The organism is Bacillus cereus group sp. MYBK14-1, from assembly GCF_051916885.1.
GTDB classification, from domain to species: Bacteria; Bacillota; Bacilli; order Bacillales; family Bacillaceae_G; genus Bacillus_A; species Bacillus_A cereus.
This window is the reverse complement of the sequence record NZ_JBQAHM010000003.1, coordinates 199,451-217,095: the sequence shown is the minus strand read 5'-3', so window position 1 is coordinate 217,095 and position 17,645 is coordinate 199,451. Positions and strand designations below refer to the sequence as shown.

Below are 17,645 nucleotides of genomic sequence, written 5' to 3'. Positions count from 1 at the left end.
ACTTACCTCCTTATATAGGAGGTAATGTGTTGCTTACTGAAAAAAGATAAATAAACAATGTAGAGAGGGTTTAGTGAAATGAAGTTGCATACACTTGTATCATGTTTGCATGATTTTCCAGTTGTTCCAAAAGAAAATCCAGAAATCACATCTATAGAAGCTGATTCACGTAAAGTGAAAGAAGGAAGCTTATTTGTATGTATGAAAGGATATACGGTTGATAGCCATGATTTTGCTAAGCAAGCAGCGGCACAAGGAGCGGCTGCTATTGTTGCGGAAAGACCAATTGATGTTGACGTTCCAGTTGTACTTGTGAAAAATACTTTTCGTTCGTTAGCGGTTTTAGCTGATTATTTTTATGGTCAACCGACACACAAGTTACATTTAATCGGAATTACAGGTACAAATGGAAAGACAACAACATCGCATATTATGGATGAGATTATGCGAGCACATGGTCATAAAACAGGGCTAATTGGAACGATTAATATGAAAATCGGTGATGAAACATTTGAGGTGAAAAATACAACACCAGATGCACTAACACTTCAACAGACGTTTTCAAAAATGGTTGAACAAGGTGTGGACAGCACGGTAATGGAAGTTTCGTCACATGCGTTAAATCTTGGTCGTGTACACGGATGTGATTACGATGTAGCGGTGTTTACGAATTTAACACAAGATCATTTAGACTATCATAAAACGATGGAAGAATATAAACATGCAAAAGGGTTACTATTTGCACAGCTTGGCAATAGTTATAATCATAATCGTGAAAAGTACGCTGTGCTGAATAGCGATGATAATGTAACAGAAGAGTATATGAGAAGTACTGCAGCAACAGTTGTAACATATGGTATTGATACAACAAGTGATATTATGGCAAAAAATATCGTTATGACGAGTGGCGGGACTACATTTACGCTTGTCACACCATATGAAAGTGTAAATGTTACGATGAAATTAATAGGTAAATTTAATGTATATAACGTACTTGCAGCAACAGCAGCAGGACTTGTTTCGGGTGTGAAATTAGAAACAATCATTGCTGTTATAAAGGATTTAGCTGGGGTTCCAGGACGTTTTGAAGTTGTTGATGGAGGGCAAAATTATACAGTTATTGTTGATTACGCACATACGCCAGATAGTTTAGAAAATGTATTAAAAACTGCAAAACAATTTGCAAAAGGTGATGTGTATTGTATCGTTGGTTGTGGTGGCGATAGGGACCGAACGAAGAGACCGATAATGGCAAGTGTTGCAACAAAATATGCAACTCATGCAATTTATACATCAGATAATCCAAGAAGTGAAGATCCAGCGGCTATTTTAGATGATATGGTACATGGTGCAAGCGGGAAAAATTATGAAATGATCATTGATAGAAAAGAAGCAATACACCATGCAATCGCTAAAGCGAAAGCAGATGATATCATTATTATTGCTGGTAAGGGGCATGAAACGTATCAAATTATTGGTAAAGAAGTTCATCATTTCGATGATCGTGAAGTTGCTAAAGAAGCAATTACAGGGCGTTTAAACAACGAAGAGTAACAACGTGAGAGGAGGACTACATGTGCTTGAGCAAGGTTTATTAGTAACGGCTGGGGTAGCATTCTTAATTTCTGTTGCCCTTTCGCCATTGTTTATTCCATTTTTAAGAAAATTAAAGTTCGGACAGAGTATTCGTGATGAGGGACCAAAGTCACATCAAAAAAAATCAGGGACACCGACAATGGGTGGTATCGTCATATACGTATCTATGATGGTAACTTCACTTATTATGGCGATTAAGTTTAATTATTTAGGTGCAGAGGTTTCGTTATTACTATTAGTGACGTTTGGTTACGGATTGATTGGATTTTTAGATGACTACATAAAGGTAGTTAAGAAGAGAAATCTTGGTTTAACATCAAAGCAAAAATTAGTAGGTCAGCTTGTTATTGCTATTGCATTCTTTTTAATTGGAAAAGGGCAAGCGTTCCACACATACATCATGATTCCGGGAACGGATGTTAAGTTTGAATTAGGTTGGGCGTATTTCGTACTTGTACTATTTATGCTTATTGGTGGATCAAATGCAGTTAACTTAACTGACGGTTTAGATGGTTTATTATCAGGAACAGCTGCTATTGCATTTGGAGCATTTAGTATTATTGCTGTGGCACAAGAGCAATTTGGAGTAGCGATATTCTGTATGGCAGTTGTAGGAGCTGTACTTGGATTTTTAGTATTCAATGCGAATCCAGCAAAAGTGTTTATGGGAGATACAGGTTCATTAGCTTTAGGTGGAGCCATTGCAGCTGTAGCGATTTTATTAAAACAAGAATTGCTACTTGTAATTATTGGCGGAGTATTCGTAATGGAAACTTTATCGGTTATCATTCAGGTCATTTCATTTAAAACAACAGGAAAACGTGTCTTTAAAATGAGTCCATTACACCATCACTATGAATTATGTGGTTGGTCAGAGTGGCGTGTTGTTGTGACGTTTTGGTCTGCAGGATTTTTATTAGCTGTGTTAGGAATTTATATCGGGGTGTGGATGTAATTGAAAACTGTAACTGAATTTCAAAATAAGAATATTCTTGTATTGGGCATTGCAAAAAGTGGTTATGCAGCAGCTACATTGTTACAAAAGTTAGGGGCAAATGTTATTGTAAATGACGGAAAGCCTTTAGCAGAGAATGTACTTGCTGCAGAATTACAAGCAAAAGGAATGGACGTTGTATGCGGTGGTCATCCTTTAGAATTATTAGAGAGAAATATTTCTCTTGTAGTAAAAAATCCAGGAATCCCGTATTCTAATCCAATATTAGTTGCTGCGAAAGAAAAGCAAATTCCGATTGTTACGGAAGTTGAATTAGCATATCGTATTTCAGAAGCACCATTTGTTGGGATTACGGGGTCTAACGGTAAAACGACGACGACAATGCTGACATTTGAAATGCTAAAAGAAGGACAAAAGCATCCTGTAATTGCAGGGAACATTGGAACTGTAGCGTGTGAAGTAGCACAGGATGCAAAAGAAAATGAAGTTGTAGTTACAGAACTTTCATCGTTTCAATTGATGGGAGTAGAATTGTTCCAACCTAAAATTGCTGCGTTTTTAAATTTATTTGAGGCCCACTTAGATTATCATGGGACGAAGAAAGAATATGGTTTAGCAAAAGCAAATATTTTTAAAAACCAAACAGAAAATGATTATAGTGTAATAAATGCGGATGATGCAGATGTGATGGCTTTGTCTGCGTATTCTAAAGGTCAAAAAATCCTGTTTTCGACAACGAAAGAAATTGAAGATGGTGCGTGTATAAAAGATAACGCTCTTTATTTCAAAGGTGAAAAAGTTATTGAAGTAAGCGATATCGTTTTACCTGGTCAACATAATCTAGAAAATATTTTAGCTGCGATGAGTATTGCGAAATTATTAGGTACTTCTAATGAAGCAATTACGGTCGTGTTAAAACGTTTTACGGGTGTAAAACATCGTTTAGAATATGTAACAACGATTAACAACCGTAAGTTTTATAATGATTCAAAAGCAACGAATATGTTAGCGACTGAGAAAGCACTATCTGCGTTTACACAACCGATTGTGTTACTAGCAGGTGGGCTTGATCGCGGAAATGAATTCGATGATTTAATTCCGTATTTCAAAAATGTAAAAGCGATTGTAACATTTGGACAAACAGCTCCTAAACTAGTAAGAGCGGCAGAAAAAGCGGGATTAGATATAATTGAAAGTGTCGATACTTTAGATGAAGCAGTGGTGAAAGCTTATGCTCATTCTAAAGATGGTGATGTCGTTCTTCTTTCTCCAGCGTGTGCAAGCTGGGATCAATTTAAAACATTTGAAGAAAGAGGAGACATTTTTATACAAGCTGTGCATAAACTTATATAAAGTAAATCAAAACATCAGTAGGCTAACACCTACTGATGTTTTGTTACATAGGGCAAAAGGTTCTGCCTAAAGAGGTGGTGTTTGTGGGTAATGAAGAAAACGCCTGATTTTATTCTCATCATCGTAACACTTTCATTGTTGACAATCGGAATGATTATGGTTTATAGTGCGAGTGCAGTTTGGGCCTCTTATAAAATGGGGGACTCATTCTTTTTTGCAAAAAGACAATTACTGTTTGCGGGTCTTGGTGTAGTAGCTATGTTTTTTATTATGAAAATTGATTATTGGGTGTGGCGTACGTATTCAAAAGTGATTTTGCTAGTTTGCTTCATTCTTCTTATTCTCGTTCTTATTCCTGGAGTAGGTCTTGTTCGAGGAGGAGCACGAAGTTGGATTGGAATCGGAGCATTTTCGATTCAGCCGTCAGAATTTATGAAGTTTGCGATGATTATTTTCTTGGCAAAGTTTTTAGCAGAACGGCAAAAATTGATTACATCTTTTAAACGTGGTTTATTACCGGCTCTTAGTTTTGTGTTTCTTGCTTTTGGGATGATTATGTTACAGCCAGACCTTGGGACAGGAACGGTAATGGTTGGGACATGTATCATTATGATATTCATTTCGGGAGCGAGAGTTTTTCACTTTGCAATGTTTGGTTTGATTGGTGTAGCAGGATTTGTAGGGTTAATTGCATCAGCACCGTATCGAATGAAACGCATTACATCATATTTAGATCCGTGGTCAGATCCGCTCGGGAGTGGATTTCAAATTATCCAATCATTACTTGCAATTGGACCTGGTGGATTATTTGGGCTTGGACTTGGACAAAGTAGACAAAAATTTCTTTATTTACCTGAACCACAAACTGACTTTATATTTGCGATCTTATCCGAGGAATTAGGTTTTATTGGTGGTTCATTTGTGTTATTATTATTTAGTCTATTATTATGGCGCGGGATTCGTATCGCATTAGGAGCGCCAGATTTATATGGTACGTTTTTAGCAGTAGGTATTGTGGCGATGATTGCGATTCAAGTAATGATTAATGTTGGTGTTGTAACAGGACTAATGCCTGTTACGGGTATTACCTTGCCGTTTTTAAGTTATGGTGGATCAAGTTTGACATTAATGTTAATGGCGGTAGGTGTATTATTAAATATAAGTCGCCATTCTCGCTACTAAACCCTGTTTATAAGACAGGGTTTTTCGTATGTGTGTAAAAATGCAATATGTATATAGAAATAAATATAATGGAAATAAGAAAAGAGAAGCGGAGGAGTTAGTAGTGCGTGTATTAGTGAGTGGTGGGGGTACTGGTGGTCATATTTATCCAGCTCTTGCTTTAATTAGAGAAATAAAAAAGTTAAATCCAGAAGCAAGATTTTTATATATTGGTACGGAAAATGGACTAGAGAGTACAATCGTTCCAAAAGCAGGTATACCATTTCAATCTATTGTTATAAGTGGATTTAAACGAAAAATATCATTAGATAATGTGAAAACAGTAATGCGTTTTCTAAAAGGTGTACAGGATAGTAAACGATATATTCGTCGTTTTAATCCGGATATCGTAATTGGAACGGGTGGATATGTATGTGGACCAGTTGTATACGCTGCAGCCAAATTAGGTATTCCAACTATTGTACATGAACAAAATAGTGTACCAGGTGTAACGAACAAGTTTTTAAGCCGTTATGTTGATAAAGTTGCTGTTTGTTTTGAAGCAGCTATAGAGCATTTTCCGGAGTCAAAAGTGGTAATGACAGGTAATCCACGAGCATCAGAGGTAATGGAACAAAATGGAATGAAGGGGAAACGTTCAGTTGGGCTTTCTCTTCCTAAAAAGTCTGTACTTATATTTGGTGGAAGTCGTGGGGCTAGACCGATTAACGATGCCTTCGTTGAAGCAATTGAACAGTTTGGGAACAAAAGCTACGAAATACTATATGTAACAGGTGAAGTACATTATGACAAAGTGATGGAAGCCGTGAAGCAAAAAGGGAACCCAAGCAATGTTATTATTAAGCCGTTCATTCATAATATGCCAGAGGTACTAACTGGTGTAGACCTTGTTGTTTCAAGGGCTGGGGCAACAACACTTGCAGAATTAACAGCGTTAGGAAAACCAAGTGTGTTAATACCGAGTCCGTATGTAACAAATAATCATCAGGAAAAGAATGCACGTTCAGTTGTTGATAAAGGAGCGGCAAAAATGTTACTTGAAAAAGATTTAACAGCTGAAACGCTTATTCGTGATATTGATGAGATTTTATTAGATGCACAAACATTACAAAATATGAAGCTAGCTGCTAAGCAACTAGGTATTCCAGATGCAGCAAATAAGCTGTATGAAGTAATGAATAAACTTGTAAAAAAATAAAGTGAGGCTTTAATCAGTGGGGAGTGATTCTCTCTCTCTTTGATTATTACCTTTCACTAATCGGATGTTTACTGGTATCCTCATTCCGCCTAATTTCTTTGTTATCACCTAATTTTGATTTAGGAGCTGTACTGCCCGTAAATAGAGGGATAACGTTAGGTGAACGCCCTGCATATTATTGTCATAAGGAGACTTAATATGGGGGAGATTGTCTATGGAACAATTAGTAAATGAGCTTATAGAAGCAGACGTTGGTCGTGTTTTGGCTAACGAGCCGTTAGCACGTTATACAACTATGAAAATAGGTGGCCCAGCGGATATTTTAATTGTGCCAAAGCATGTAGCCGGTATTGAAAAAACATTACAGTTAGTAAAGCAATACAAAACGAAGTGGACTGTAATTGGTCGCGGTTCAAACCTTCTTGTATCTGATCAAGGCATAGAAGGTGTTGTTATTCGTTTAGGAGAAGGATTAGATCACTTAGAGGTCGAAAAACATAAGGTAAGAGTTGGTAGTGGATATCCTCTTATTAAATTGTCAACTTTACTTAGTCGTCAAGGGTTAGCTGGATTGGAGTTTGCAAGCGGTATTCCAGGAAGTGTCGGTGGTGCAGTATATATGAATGCAGGTGCACATAAATCGGATATATCGAGTGTATTATCGAAGGCTCTCATTCTGTTTGAAGACGGTGCAATTGACTGGTTAACGAATAAAGAACTGGAGTTTTCTTATCGGGCATCTGTATTGCAAACGAAACGTCCTGGTATTGTTTTAGAGGCGGTGTTTCAATTACAGGCGGGGAAACGTGAAGAAATTGTACGTAGCATGCAAAATAATAAAGATTACCGCCGTGAAACGCAACCATGGAATCACCCGTGTGCAGGAAGTGTATTTCGGAATCCAATCCCACATTTTGCAGGAGATTTAGTAGAAAAAGCAGGGCTTCGTGGCTATAGGATTGGTGGAGCTCAAATTTCTGAAATGCATGGCAATTTTATTGTTAATACTGGGGGAGCTTCAGCGCAAGATGTATTGTCTTTAATTGAATTAATAAAACATACAATTAAGGATAAATTTGATGTAGATATGCACACAGAAGTAGAAATCATTGGAAGATAACGGTTATTCGTTCCGCTCATTATCATTTATGTTATAATAAGAAGATAAGAACGGCATGAGGAACATGCCGTTCTTTATGTTACATAGGGGGATCGTACATGAATAATAGTAAAGTGATTAAACTACAAGATCGTGTACCAAAATTGAAAAATCAAAAGAAAAAAAACAAAAAAAATGTTAATCATCGATTGATTTTATACATATCAATTTTATTTTTATTAGTGCTCTTTTTAATTTATTTTCGGTCTCCGCTTAGTAATATAAAAAAGATTAGTGTGTTTGGAAATCACTATATGACGGATGAACAAGTAATGAAGGATTCAGGCGTGACATATGATACAAGTTATTTCCGAGTGACAGCACATAAAGCTGAAGAAAACTTAACGAAGCGAAAAGAAATTAAAGCAGTAAATGTAAAAAAACGTTTTCCAAACAATATTGATATTCATATCGAAGAATATTTAACGATTGGTTATATAAATAAAGAGGGAAAATTACAACCGTTATTAGAGAATGGAAAAACGCTTGATGTACTACCTAATGGAAAACTTCCTGTTGCAGCACCGATTTTCGAACCTTTTAAAGAAGAGAAAATGAAGGAGTTAATCGCTGAACTAGAAAAATTAACACCAGCTATTTTAAAATCTATTTCGGAGATTCGCTATTCACCAACGAATGCGAATGAAGATCATCTTACTTTATATATGAATGAAGGTTATGAAGTGAGCACTACAATTCAAAATTTCGCAAAACGTATGGAAGCCTATCCGCTTATTTTAAAAACAATTGAGCCAGGTAAGAAGGTATTAATTGACTTAGAAGTAGGTGCATATACGAAAGAATTAGGTGCGGAAGAAAAAAAAGAATAGAATGGTAGTTTTCGTTACTTATAGCAGAAAAAACGAAACGAATGTTCTATTATGTGTATACGAATTTAGAAGAATGGTTCATTTGATGAAAAATATGTAAAAATTCTTAGATTCATACTAGTATTGGTACAAGTTTCACTTTTCTATGAGTACATCTTAGTGTAGACTTATACTTGGCGGTAAACTTTACACTCGAAATAGAATTATTTCAAGATAAGCAGTTATTCATAGTTTACTGCGATATTCTTAATTGAATGCTAAATAAAAATAAGAAAAATATAGGGTTAAAAAAGGGAAACGTATAAAGACGTTGAATATTTTTCTTATAAATAGTAAAGTTGCGATTGTTGTTCCATATATTGAGTTGTATGGTATAAATAAAGAAGGAGGTGCCAAAGAATGAACAGCAATGAAATATATGTTAGTCTTGACATCGGTACATCCAATGTTAAAGTCATCATTGGTGAAATGGTTAATGACAGCTTAAACATTATTGGTGTTGGAAATGTAAAATCAAATGGTTTAAAGAAGGGATCGATAGTTGATATAGACGAGACTGTTCGATCAATTAAAAAAGCAATTGAACAAGCTGAGCGCATGGTGGGAATCCACATTGAGCAAGTTGTAGTAGGTGTCAATGCAAACCAGGTACAGCTACTTCCTTGTCACGGAGTAGTCGCTGTTTCAAATGAAGATCGTGAAATCGGGAATGAAGATGTCTTACGCGTTCTAGATGCAGCACAAGTTGTGTCAATTGCTCCAGAACGTGAGTTTATTGATGTGGTACCTCGACAGTTCATCGTAGACGGTCTTGACGAGATTAACGATCCACGCGGGATGATCGGTGTAAGATTAGAAATGGAAGGTACACTTATTACAGGCTCGAGAACTTTACTACATAACCTACTTCGTTGTGTAGAAAAAGCAGGTCTTGAAATTGTTGATATTTGTCTTCAACCTTTAGCGGCTGCAACAGTTGCAATATCTTCAGATGAAAAAAATAGAGGAGTAGCCCTTGTTGATATGGGGGGAGGATCTACAACTTTATCTATTTTTAAAGATGGAGAGTTACAAGCGACAAGCGTATTACCATTAGGTGGAGACCATATAACGAAAGATATTGCGATTGGGTTGAAAACTTCAACAGAAAATGCAGATCAAATTAAGTTGAAATATGGACATGCTTTTTATGATACAGCATCTGAAGAAGAGATGTTTACGGTTCCTATTATGGGAAGTGATCAAACAGAACAATATTCTCAGTTGGAATTATCGGATATAATAGAGGCTCGTGTAGAGGAAATTTTAATGTTTGTTCAAGATGAAGTGCGTAAGTTAGGAGTAAAGCAAGTGGCTTCTGGTTATGTACTAACTGGCGGAATTGCTTCTATGCCAGGTGTTCTTGATCTTGCATATGATATTTTACATGAAAATGTTCGTGTAGCAACTCCTGATTATATTGGTGTGCGTGAGCCCCAATATACAAGTGGAGTTGGATTAATTAAACATTCTTATCAAAAAGCTAAATTACGTGGGAAAAATGTGCAGGAAAAGCAAGAGCATTTTGAACCAGTACCAGCACCAGCACCAACGCCGGTACAACAGCAACCCACGAAACAAAAAACTCGTAATCAAAACAATAATAATCAAAATGATGACCGCATGATGTCAAAAGTAAAACGTGTATTCCGTTATTTATGGGATTAAAATTGGACACGAAAAATGAGGTTCTAGGGGGATTTCGACATGTTAGAGTTTGATACTACTCAAGATCAATTAGCGAATATAAAAGTTATCGGTGTCGGCGGTGGCGGAAACAATGCTGTAAACCGTATGATTGAACACGGTGTACAAGGTGTAGACTTTATCGCTGTGAACACTGATGCACAAGCATTAAATCTATCAAAAGCTGAAACAAAAATGCAAATTGGTGGAAAATTAACGCGTGGACTTGGTGCAGGCGCAAACCCTGAAGTAGGGAAAAAAGCTGCAGAAGAAAGTAAAGAACAGATCCAAGAAGCACTTCGTGGTGCGGATATGGTCTTCGTAACTGCCGGTATGGGCGGTGGAACTGGAACTGGTGCAGCTCCAGTTGTTGCTCAAGTTGCAAAAGAATTAGGTGCTTTAACAGTAGGTGTTGTAACACGTCCATTTACTTTTGAAGGACGTAAGCGTGCGACGCAAGCAGCATCTGGTATTGCAGCATTTAAAGAAAATGTAGATACTCTTATTGTAATTCCAAACGATCGCTTATTAGAGATTGTTGATAAAAATACGCCAATGTTAGAAGCATTCCGTGAAGCTGATAACGTATTACGTCAAGGTGTTCAAGGTATTTCGGATTTAATTGCAACGCCAGGTTTAATTAACTTAGACTTTGCAGACGTAAAGACAATTATGTCTAATAGAGGTTCTGCTTTAATGGGTATTGGTTCTGGTAATGGGGAAAATCGTGCTGCAGAAGCTGCGAAAAAAGCGATTTCTAGCCCATTACTAGAAACATCTATTGATGGAGCTCAAGGTGTTATCATGAACATTACGGGTGGCGCTAACTTAAGCTTATATGAAGTACAAGAAGCGGCAGACATCGTAGCTTCAGCTTCAGATCCAGAAGTAAATATGATCTTCGGTTCTGTTATTAACGAAGGATTAAAAGATGATATCGTTGTAACTGTAATTGCAACTGGTTTTGATGATAGCATTGCAACTCAACCACCAAAACCAATTATTCGTCCGAATGCGAACCACACGCAACAACAGCAACAACCAGTAGCTCAACCTTCAAAACAGCGTGAAGTAAAACGTGAAATGAAGCGTGAAGAGCCAGTTGTACATGAGCGTCATTCAGATTCAGATGATATCGATATTCCAGCATTTTTACGTAACCGTCGTAGACGATAAAAAAAGGAGCTTTCATGCTCCTTTTTATTTTTTATGGAAAAGAGACCTGCTAAGCAGGTCTTTTTTTATTTCGTATATTTCAATATATTTTGTTTGTGAAAATAAGAGTATATCATTCTATGAATTTGTACTTTTATTTTTTACCGACAGATTATGTCTAGAAATCACAAAATAACAAAAAAACACCTCCGCAAATTGACACACTTTCCTATTGGATATGCATTATACTAGTCTCAACTTGAAAAAAGAGGTGAATTGTTTGGTTGTTTACGCCGACGTTGTTTGGTTGTTAAACGCCTGCATTGATTTTCTTTTGCTTTTATTAACAGCTACCGTGTTAAAAAAGAAAATCAAAAGATGGAGGCTTGTGTTAGGGGCATTTATAGGTTCAACTATTGTTATTTTTGCCTTTACTCCTTTTGCTTCTATGATGACACATCCAATTATGAAACTACTGTACTCGTTACTTATTGTGTATACAGCATTTGGGTTTACGACATTTAGAAATTATGCACAAACTGTTTTTACTTTTTACTTTGTAACCTTTATGGTTGGCGGAGGATTAATTGGAACTCATTTCTTTTTGCAAACGAATGAAATGGTAAATGGATTGGTTCAATCTCAGTCAATTTCTTACGGTGATCCAATTAGTTGGTTATTTGTTATTTTTGGTTTTCCAGTAATTTATTATTTTTCTAAAAAGCGTATTGAAAGCGTAGAGGTCACGAAAATACACTATGATCAAATTGTGAAAGTAAAAATTCAATTAGCCGAAGAAGAACTAGAACTCGCAGGTCTTATTGACAGTGGGAACCAACTTTATGACCCATTAACAAAAACACCTGTTATGATTATGCATGTTTCATCATTAGAACATTGCTTACCATCTTGGTTAACAGAACAAATTTATTCCAAAACAGAAATTCCTCAAATACCAGAAAATGATTCTGGTTGGGCGACCAAATTACGCTTAATTCCTTTCCGTGCAGTAGGAGTAGAGAGTCAATTTTTGTGGGCAATTAAGCCTGACAGTGTGCAAGTTGACCATGAAGGTAGTTCTATTGTTGTAAACAAAGTATTAATTGGATTAAATACACAACAGCTGTCTACTAATGGGGAGTATCAATGTATTGTGCATCCAAAAATGTTGATTTCGCAAAAAATGGTGATCGCTTAATAAATGAGAGGCGGGATAATATGATGAAATTAAAATTTTATTTAGTATACCTTTGGTATAAAGTATTGCTGAAATTAGGAATTAAGACCGATGAAATTTATTATATTGGTGGAAGTGAAGCGTTGCCACCACCGTTAACAAAAGAAGAAGAGGAAGTTCTTTTGAATAAATTGCCAAAAGGAGATCAGGCAGCAAGGTCATTACTTATTGAACGTAACTTAAGGCTCGTTGTATATATAGCAAGAAAGTTTGAAAATACAGGGATAAATATTGAAGATTTGATTAGTATAGGAACAATCGGCCTTATTAAAGCGGTGAATACATTTAATCCAGAAAAGAAAATAAAATTAGCAACATATGCATCGCGTTGTATAGAAAATGAAATTTTAATGCATTTACGTCGAAATAACAAAAATCGTTCGGAAGTTTCTTTTGATGAACCACTAAACATTGATTGGGATGGGAATGAACTGTTATTGTCTGACGTGTTAGGTACAGATGATGATATTATTACAAAAGATTTAGAAGCTACTGTAGATCGTCACCTTTTAATGAAAGCATTACACCAATTAAATGATCGTGAAAAACAAATTATGGAACTTCGGTTTGGGCTTGCTGGAGGAGAGGAAAAGACGCAAAAAGATGTGGCTGATATGCTTGGGATTTCACAGTCATACATTTCGCGTTTAGAAAAAAGAATTATAAAAAGATTACGAAAAGAATTTAATAAAATGGTGTAAAGAATAAGACCAGCCGTTATGTAGGCTGGTCTTATTCTATTTAGTTGTATTAGGAAAGATAATTTAAATAATAAATCGTGAAAAAACCACATGCATAAAATCCCCTTCAAAGGAAATACTTTACACTGTACAGCAACTCCCGATAGGAGGGAACACTTTGACGAGAAACAAAGTAGAAATTTGCGGTGTTGATACAGCTAAACTTCCAGTATTAAAAAATGAAGAGATGCGTAAATTATTTCGTGAAATGCAAAGTGGAGAGATAAGCGCAAGAGAAAAATTAGTGAATGGAAACTTACGTCTTGTACTGAGCGTCATCCAAAGATTTAATAACAGAGGAGAATATGTTGACGATTTATTTCAAGTTGGTTGCATCGGACTTATGAAATCAATTGATAATTTTGATTTAGGCCAAAATGTAAAATTTTCAACGTATGCTGTGCCGATGATTATTGGGGAAATACGCAGATATTTGCGTGATAATAATCCGATTCGCGTATCGCGCTCATTGCGAGATATTGCGTATAAAGCTTTGCAAGTAAGAGAAAAATTGATTGCAGAAAATTCAAAAGAACCAACAGCAATGGATATTGCAAAAGTGCTAGAAGTAACTCATGAAGAGATAGTATTTGCTTTAGATGCGATTCAAGATCCAGTTTCATTATTTGAACCGATTTATAATGATGGGGGAGATCCTATCTTTGTTATGGATCAGTTAAGTGATGAAAAACAAAAGGACGAGCAGTGGGTTGAAGAATTAGCATTGAAAGAAGGAATGAAGCGTTTAAATGATAGAGAGAAAATGATTATTAGAAAACGTTTCTTCCAAGGAAAGACACAGATGGAAGTTGCAGAAGAAATTGGGATTTCCCAAGCGCAAGTATCACGTTTAGAGAAGTCAGCCATTAAACAAATGAATAAAACGATTCAAGGATAAGGTCTCACCAATTATGGTGAGACCTTTTTATATGTAATATGGTTTGTGCTCATAGTAGGGGATTAGTGTTCATATAATGAAACTAGCATGGTGTTTCGTATAGGTGGCTTCCTGTAAATATGAGAAACAGTTTCCAATTTGTCATATAAGGGAGAGGATAAAAATGGTGATACGAATTTCAGAGTTACAGATGAAGGATGTTATAAATATTTCAGATGGAAAAAGGATTGGGAATATTGGAGATATTGAAATTGATATGAACACAGGGAAAATTTGTTCTGTTATTATTTCCAAACAGACACGTATGCTAGGTATTTTTGGAAAAGATGTTGAGATTGTAATTCCTTGGAAGGAAATTGTGAAAATTGGGGAAGATGTCATACTTGTAAGAGTAAATCCTGTTAATTCTGTAACAGAATCAATACAAACACCGACAATTTCATAAAGAATATTACAAATTCCTCTTTTTTTTCTGTTAGGATTATGAAAAAATAAAAGTATGGTAAAATAGACAGGAAGTACCATGCTTTTTTCTGTTATTTTAATTAAAAGGAGCCGCTTTATTATGAGAGAACCATTTAAATATGTGGACGGTATACTGTATTTACAAGCGTGGAAAGAACTTGGAAACATTACTGCTGGATTTACGACAAAAGATGGTGGGATAAGTACGGGCTCCTTTCATGCGATGAATTTAGGATTACATGTGAATGATATCGTGGAGAACGTTCATGAAAACAGACGCATTTTAGCAAATAAGTTACAAAAACCATTAGAAAACTGGATTTGCTCTGAACAAGTTCATGCTCATCATGTTGAAAAAGTAGGGCAACAGGAAAAGGGAAGTGGTGTCTATTCATATGAGGACGGCATTTCAAAAACAGATGGCATTTATACGAGTAATGAAGATGTTCTGTTAACGTCTTGTTACGCGGATTGTGTTCCGCTCTATTTTTATGCACCATCACATGGTATGATAGGACTTGCGCATGCTGGATGGAAAGGCACTGTACAAGAGATTGCAAAGGAAATGATTCAAAAGTGGAATGCAGAAGGTATTTCAAGTGATGAAATTCATGTTGCAATTGGGCCGTCGATCGGATCTTGTTGTTATGTTGTGGATGATCGTGTATTAACAGCAGCACAGGAAGTAGTTAGCGGTGCTGTTCCTCATCAAAAAATTTCTGACGGGCAGTACGCAATTAATTTAAAAGAAATTAATCGTATATTATGTGTACAAGCAGGCATAAAAGAAGAGCATATTGTAATGTCATCTCTTTGTACAAGCTGTGAAGAGCAACTATTTTTCTCTCATCGTCGTGATCAAGGTAAGACAGGAAGAATGTTGAGTTTCATAGGTTTTAAGGAGGAAGGAAGCAAGTGACAGTACAAGAAAATTTAGTAATTGTAAATGAAGCTATTAAAGAATCTTGCGCTCGAGCTGGACGTTCGTTGCAAGATATTAAACTTGTTGCAGTTACAAAAACTGTAGGGATTGAAAAAACAAACGAAGTAATTGAAGCTGGAATTATCGATTTAGGTGAAAATAGAAATGAAGGTTTCTTACAGAAATACGAGCATTTCGGTTCAAAAGTTAATTGGCACTTTATTGGCTCATTACAAACGAGAAAAGTAAAAGAAATCATTAATGAAATTGATTATTTACATTCGTTAGATCGTCTTTCGCTGGCGAAAGAAATTCAGAAACGTGCTGATAAGAAAGTGAAATGCTTTATTCAAGTGAAAACCTCATCTGAAGAATCGAAGCAAGGATTGGCAATAGAAGAGGTTGTTTCTTTTATTCAAAGTTTGCAAGAATTCGATAAAATTGAAGTGGTTGGACTAATGACGATGGCTCCATTTACAGAAGAAGAGGAAGAAATCAGACGCTGTTTTAAGGAATTACGTATGCTGCAAACAGAGGTGCAGGAGCTAGAGTTATTACATGCGCCATGTAAAGAATTATCAATGGGAATGTCCAACGATTACACAATTGCAATTGAAGAAGGGGCTACATATATTCGTTTGGGAACGATTTTAGTAGGAAAAGCGTAAAAGGAAGGAGAATCTTATTATGAGTTGGTCAAAAGTAAAATACTTCTTTTTTGATACACCGGAAGAAAAAGAAGCAGCTCAATATGGTTATGAAAAGGAGCAAACAGACATGAAAAAGCAGCAAGATCCACCAGAACAACAAGACGTTACGTTTCCGAAAGCGCAACCGAAGCAAAATGTTGTGAGTATTGAAACAGCAAAACAATCTTCAAAAGTTGTTTTATTAGAACCACGCACATATTCGGAAGCACAAGGGATTGCGGACCACTTAAAAGGTAGACGAGCTGTTGTAATTAATTTGCAGAGAATGTCTACTGATCAAGCGGTACGTATCGTTGACTTTTTAAGTGGTACTGTATACGCTATAGGCGGGGACATTCAAAAAATAGGGCCGAAAACATTTATGTGTACACCTGAAAATGTAGATATTGTTGGTGCGATTTCAGAGTTATTCGGTGAAGAAGAAGAAACAAATATAAAGAGGTGGTAATACGCCATGACAACAGTTTTTATAGTGTTAAGTTATGCTATCGAGATTTACTCGTGGGCACTTATTATTTACATTCTCCTATCATGGTTTCCTGGTGCAAAGGAATCATCTTTTGGAGAGTTCCTGGCACGTATTTGTGAACCGTATTTAGAACCATTCCGCCGCTTTATTCCGCCGCTTGGAATGATTGATATTTCTCCAATCGTTGCGATCTTTGCGTTGAAACTTGCTAAAACTGGTTTGTTCAGTTTATTAAGCTATTTCTTATAGTAAGAAGGTAAATACATGAGCATCTACGAACATTTTAGGCCTGATGAGGAGGTCTTTGTGGATAAAGTGCTAGAGTGGAAGCGAGCGGCGGAATACCATCAAGTGAAGTTAACGGATTTTCTTGATCCTAGGCAACAACAAATTGTTTCTATGGTAATAGGACAAGGTGATGTTGCTGTGCAATTTGGTGGTGCAACGCCTAATGCAGAGCGTAAAAGAGCACTTATTTATCCAGACTATCTAGAATTAAATGAAGAAGAATTTCAAGTAGAAGTATTAGAAATTGACTATCCTTCCAAGTTTTATACGCTAGAACATAGGCAAATATTAGGTACATTTATGTCTCTTGGTTTAAAAAGAGAAAAATGTGGTGATATTTTGCTGCAAGAAAATCGTGCCCAAATTGTAGTTGCGAAAGAAATTGTATCGTATATTGAGATGAACTTACAATCAATAGGGAAAGTAAAAGTCTCTTTAGCGTCAGTGCAAGGAGAACAAATTCTACAGATAGATGAAACGTGGGGAGAGAAATCTGGAACGGTTTCTTCACTTCGTTTAGATGTTATGTTAGCTGAAATGTTACATTTATCTAGACAGAAAGTACAACCTTTCATAAAAAATGGTTTAGTAAAAGTCAATTGGAAAACAGTGGAGCAAACTTCTTATGAATGCTATCCAGGAGATATTTTTTCTGTTAGAGGATATGGCCGAAGTAAATTATTTTCTGTAGAAGGTAGAACAAAACGCGACAAATGGAGAATTTTGTATGGTATACTAAAATGATTGGTTTTTTAGAAGGAAA

Annotated in this window: 18 protein-coding genes; all 18 read left to right on the top strand. The window is 36.1% G+C overall.

What is annotated here, in order from left to right; all coding sequences use genetic code 11:
• Positions 1 to 78: 78 nt before the first annotated feature.
• Positions 79 to 1,554, top strand: a complete 1,476-nt coding sequence (gene murE / locus ACTFR3_RS10645; RefSeq protein ID WP_000766320.1) for a UDP-N-acetylmuramoyl-L-alanyl-D-glutamate--2,6-diaminopimelate ligase — start codon at positions 79 to 81, stop codon at positions 1,552 to 1,554.
• A gap of 22 nt (positions 1,555 to 1,576) precedes the next feature.
• Positions 1,577 to 2,551: a phospho-N-acetylmuramoyl-pentapeptide-transferase gene (gene mraY / locus ACTFR3_RS10640; protein ID WP_000893060.1), complete on the top strand. Its 975-nt coding sequence runs from the start codon at positions 1,577 to 1,579 to the stop codon at positions 2,549 to 2,551.
• Positions 2,552 to 3,904 carry a UDP-N-acetylmuramoyl-L-alanine--D-glutamate ligase gene (gene murD / locus ACTFR3_RS10635; protein ID WP_000860115.1) on the top strand — a complete coding sequence of 451 codons (1,353 nt, stop codon included), beginning with the start codon at positions 2,552 to 2,554 and terminating at the stop codon, positions 3,902 to 3,904. It begins immediately after the preceding gene.
• A 90-nt stretch (positions 3,905 to 3,994) separates the two neighbouring features.
• Positions 3,995 to 5,086 carry a stage V sporulation protein E gene (gene spoVE / locus ACTFR3_RS10630; protein WP_000753520.1) on the top strand — a complete coding sequence of 364 codons (1,092 nt, stop codon included), beginning with the start codon at positions 3,995 to 3,997 and terminating at the stop codon, positions 5,084 to 5,086.
• Between the two features lie 103 nt (positions 5,087 to 5,189).
• Complete coding sequence (gene murG / locus ACTFR3_RS10625; RefSeq protein WP_025689214.1) at positions 5,190 to 6,284, top strand: undecaprenyldiphospho-muramoylpentapeptide beta-N-acetylglucosaminyltransferase; 1,095 nt, start codon at positions 5,190 to 5,192, stop codon at positions 6,282 to 6,284.
• Positions 6,285 to 6,498: 214 nt separating this feature from the next.
• Complete coding sequence (murB, locus tag ACTFR3_RS10620) at positions 6,499 to 7,404, top strand: UDP-N-acetylmuramate dehydrogenase (protein ID WP_000437018.1); 906 nt, start codon at positions 6,499 to 6,501, stop codon at positions 7,402 to 7,404.
• Positions 7,405 to 7,502: 98 nt separating this feature from the next.
• Positions 7,503 to 8,273, top strand: a complete 771-nt coding sequence (gene divIB / locus ACTFR3_RS10615) for a cell division protein DivIB (RefSeq protein WP_001065793.1) — start codon at positions 7,503 to 7,505, stop codon at positions 8,271 to 8,273.
• Between the two features lie 399 nt (positions 8,274 to 8,672).
• Positions 8,673 to 9,980, top strand: coding sequence for a cell division protein FtsA (gene ftsA / locus ACTFR3_RS10610; RefSeq protein ID WP_001087558.1), 1,308 nt, complete (start codon positions 8,673 to 8,675; stop codon positions 9,978 to 9,980).
• A gap of 39 nt (positions 9,981 to 10,019) precedes the next feature.
• Positions 10,020 to 11,174: a cell division protein FtsZ gene (ftsZ, locus tag ACTFR3_RS10605; RefSeq protein ID WP_000888984.1), complete on the top strand. Its 1,155-nt coding sequence runs from the start codon at positions 10,020 to 10,022 to the stop codon at positions 11,172 to 11,174.
• Between the two features lie 259 nt (positions 11,175 to 11,433).
• Complete coding sequence (gene spoIIGA / locus ACTFR3_RS10600) at positions 11,434 to 12,351, top strand: sigma-E processing peptidase SpoIIGA (RefSeq protein ID WP_000261975.1); 918 nt, start codon at positions 11,434 to 11,436, stop codon at positions 12,349 to 12,351.
• Positions 12,352 to 12,371: 20 nt separating this feature from the next.
• Entirely contained in the window at positions 12,372 to 13,091 is a 720-nt protein-coding gene (gene sigE, locus ACTFR3_RS10595) for an RNA polymerase sporulation sigma factor SigE (protein WP_000976948.1), read from the top strand.
• Between the two features lie 157 nt (positions 13,092 to 13,248).
• A complete protein-coding gene (gene sigG / locus ACTFR3_RS10590) occupies positions 13,249 to 14,028 on the top strand; it encodes an RNA polymerase sporulation sigma factor SigG (protein ID WP_000197755.1) in 780 nt (259 codons plus the stop codon).
• Between the two features lie 163 nt (positions 14,029 to 14,191).
• On the top strand, positions 14,192 to 14,473 hold the full coding sequence (locus tag ACTFR3_RS10585; RefSeq protein ID WP_000236745.1) for a YlmC/YmxH family sporulation protein: 282 nt from the start codon (positions 14,192 to 14,194) through the stop codon (positions 14,471 to 14,473).
• A 120-nt stretch (positions 14,474 to 14,593) separates the two neighbouring features.
• Positions 14,594 to 15,412, top strand: a complete 819-nt coding sequence (gene pgeF / locus ACTFR3_RS10580) for a peptidoglycan editing factor PgeF (RefSeq protein ID WP_001209008.1) — start codon at positions 14,594 to 14,596, stop codon at positions 15,410 to 15,412.
• Positions 15,409 to 16,083: a YggS family pyridoxal phosphate-dependent enzyme gene (locus ACTFR3_RS10575; protein ID WP_000218005.1), complete on the top strand. Its 675-nt coding sequence runs from the start codon at positions 15,409 to 15,411 to the stop codon at positions 16,081 to 16,083. The genes pgeF and ACTFR3_RS10575 overlap by 4 nt, the downstream gene beginning before the upstream one ends.
• A 19-nt stretch (positions 16,084 to 16,102) precedes the next feature.
• Positions 16,103 to 16,573 carry a cell division protein SepF gene (locus tag ACTFR3_RS10570; protein ID WP_000119129.1) on the top strand — a complete coding sequence of 157 codons (471 nt, stop codon included), beginning with the start codon at positions 16,103 to 16,105 and terminating at the stop codon, positions 16,571 to 16,573.
• Positions 16,574 to 16,579: 6 nt separating this feature from the next.
• Positions 16,580 to 16,843 (top strand): YggT family protein, encoded by a 264-nt coding sequence (locus ACTFR3_RS10565; protein ID WP_000214233.1) that lies wholly within the window; start codon positions 16,580 to 16,582, stop codon positions 16,841 to 16,843.
• 15 nt (positions 16,844 to 16,858) lie between these two features.
• The gene (locus ACTFR3_RS10560) at positions 16,859 to 17,626 is read left to right on the top strand and encodes an RNA-binding protein (RefSeq protein ID WP_440044410.1); all 768 of its coding nucleotides are present in this window, start codon (positions 16,859 to 16,861) and stop codon (positions 17,624 to 17,626) included.
• The last annotated feature ends 19 nt before the right edge of the window (positions 17,627 to 17,645 follow it).

Bases quoted from the DNA above. Each gene is read 5' to 3' on its own strand.
- murE (WP_000766320.1), top strand. From the start codon at position 79: ATGAAGTTGCATACACTTGTATCATGTTTGCATGATTTTCCAGTTGTT.
- spoVE (WP_000753520.1), top strand. From the start codon at position 3,995: ATGAAGAAAACGCCTGATTTTATTCTCATCATCGTAACACTTTCATTG.
- murB (WP_000437018.1), top strand. From the start codon at position 6,499: ATGGAACAATTAGTAAATGAGCTTATAGAAGCAGACGTTGGTCGTGTT.
- divIB (WP_001065793.1), top strand. From the start codon at position 7,503: ATGAATAATAGTAAAGTGATTAAACTACAAGATCGTGTACCAAAATTG.
- ftsA (WP_001087558.1), top strand. From the start codon at position 8,673: ATGAACAGCAATGAAATATATGTTAGTCTTGACATCGGTACATCCAAT.
- ftsZ (WP_000888984.1), top strand. From the start codon at position 10,020: ATGTTAGAGTTTGATACTACTCAAGATCAATTAGCGAATATAAAAGTT.
- sigE (WP_000976948.1), top strand. From the start codon at position 12,372: ATGATGAAATTAAAATTTTATTTAGTATACCTTTGGTATAAAGTATTG.
- ACTFR3_RS10585 (WP_000236745.1), top strand. From the start codon at position 14,192: ATGGTGATACGAATTTCAGAGTTACAGATGAAGGATGTTATAAATATT.
- pgeF (WP_001209008.1), top strand. From the start codon at position 14,594: ATGAGAGAACCATTTAAATATGTGGACGGTATACTGTATTTACAAGCG.
- ACTFR3_RS10570 (WP_000119129.1), top strand. From the start codon at position 16,103: ATGAGTTGGTCAAAAGTAAAATACTTCTTTTTTGATACACCGGAAGAA.
- ACTFR3_RS10565 (WP_000214233.1), top strand. From the start codon at position 16,580: ATGACAACAGTTTTTATAGTGTTAAGTTATGCTATCGAGATTTACTCG.
- ACTFR3_RS10560 (WP_440044410.1), top strand. From the start codon at position 16,859: ATGAGCATCTACGAACATTTTAGGCCTGATGAGGAGGTCTTTGTGGAT.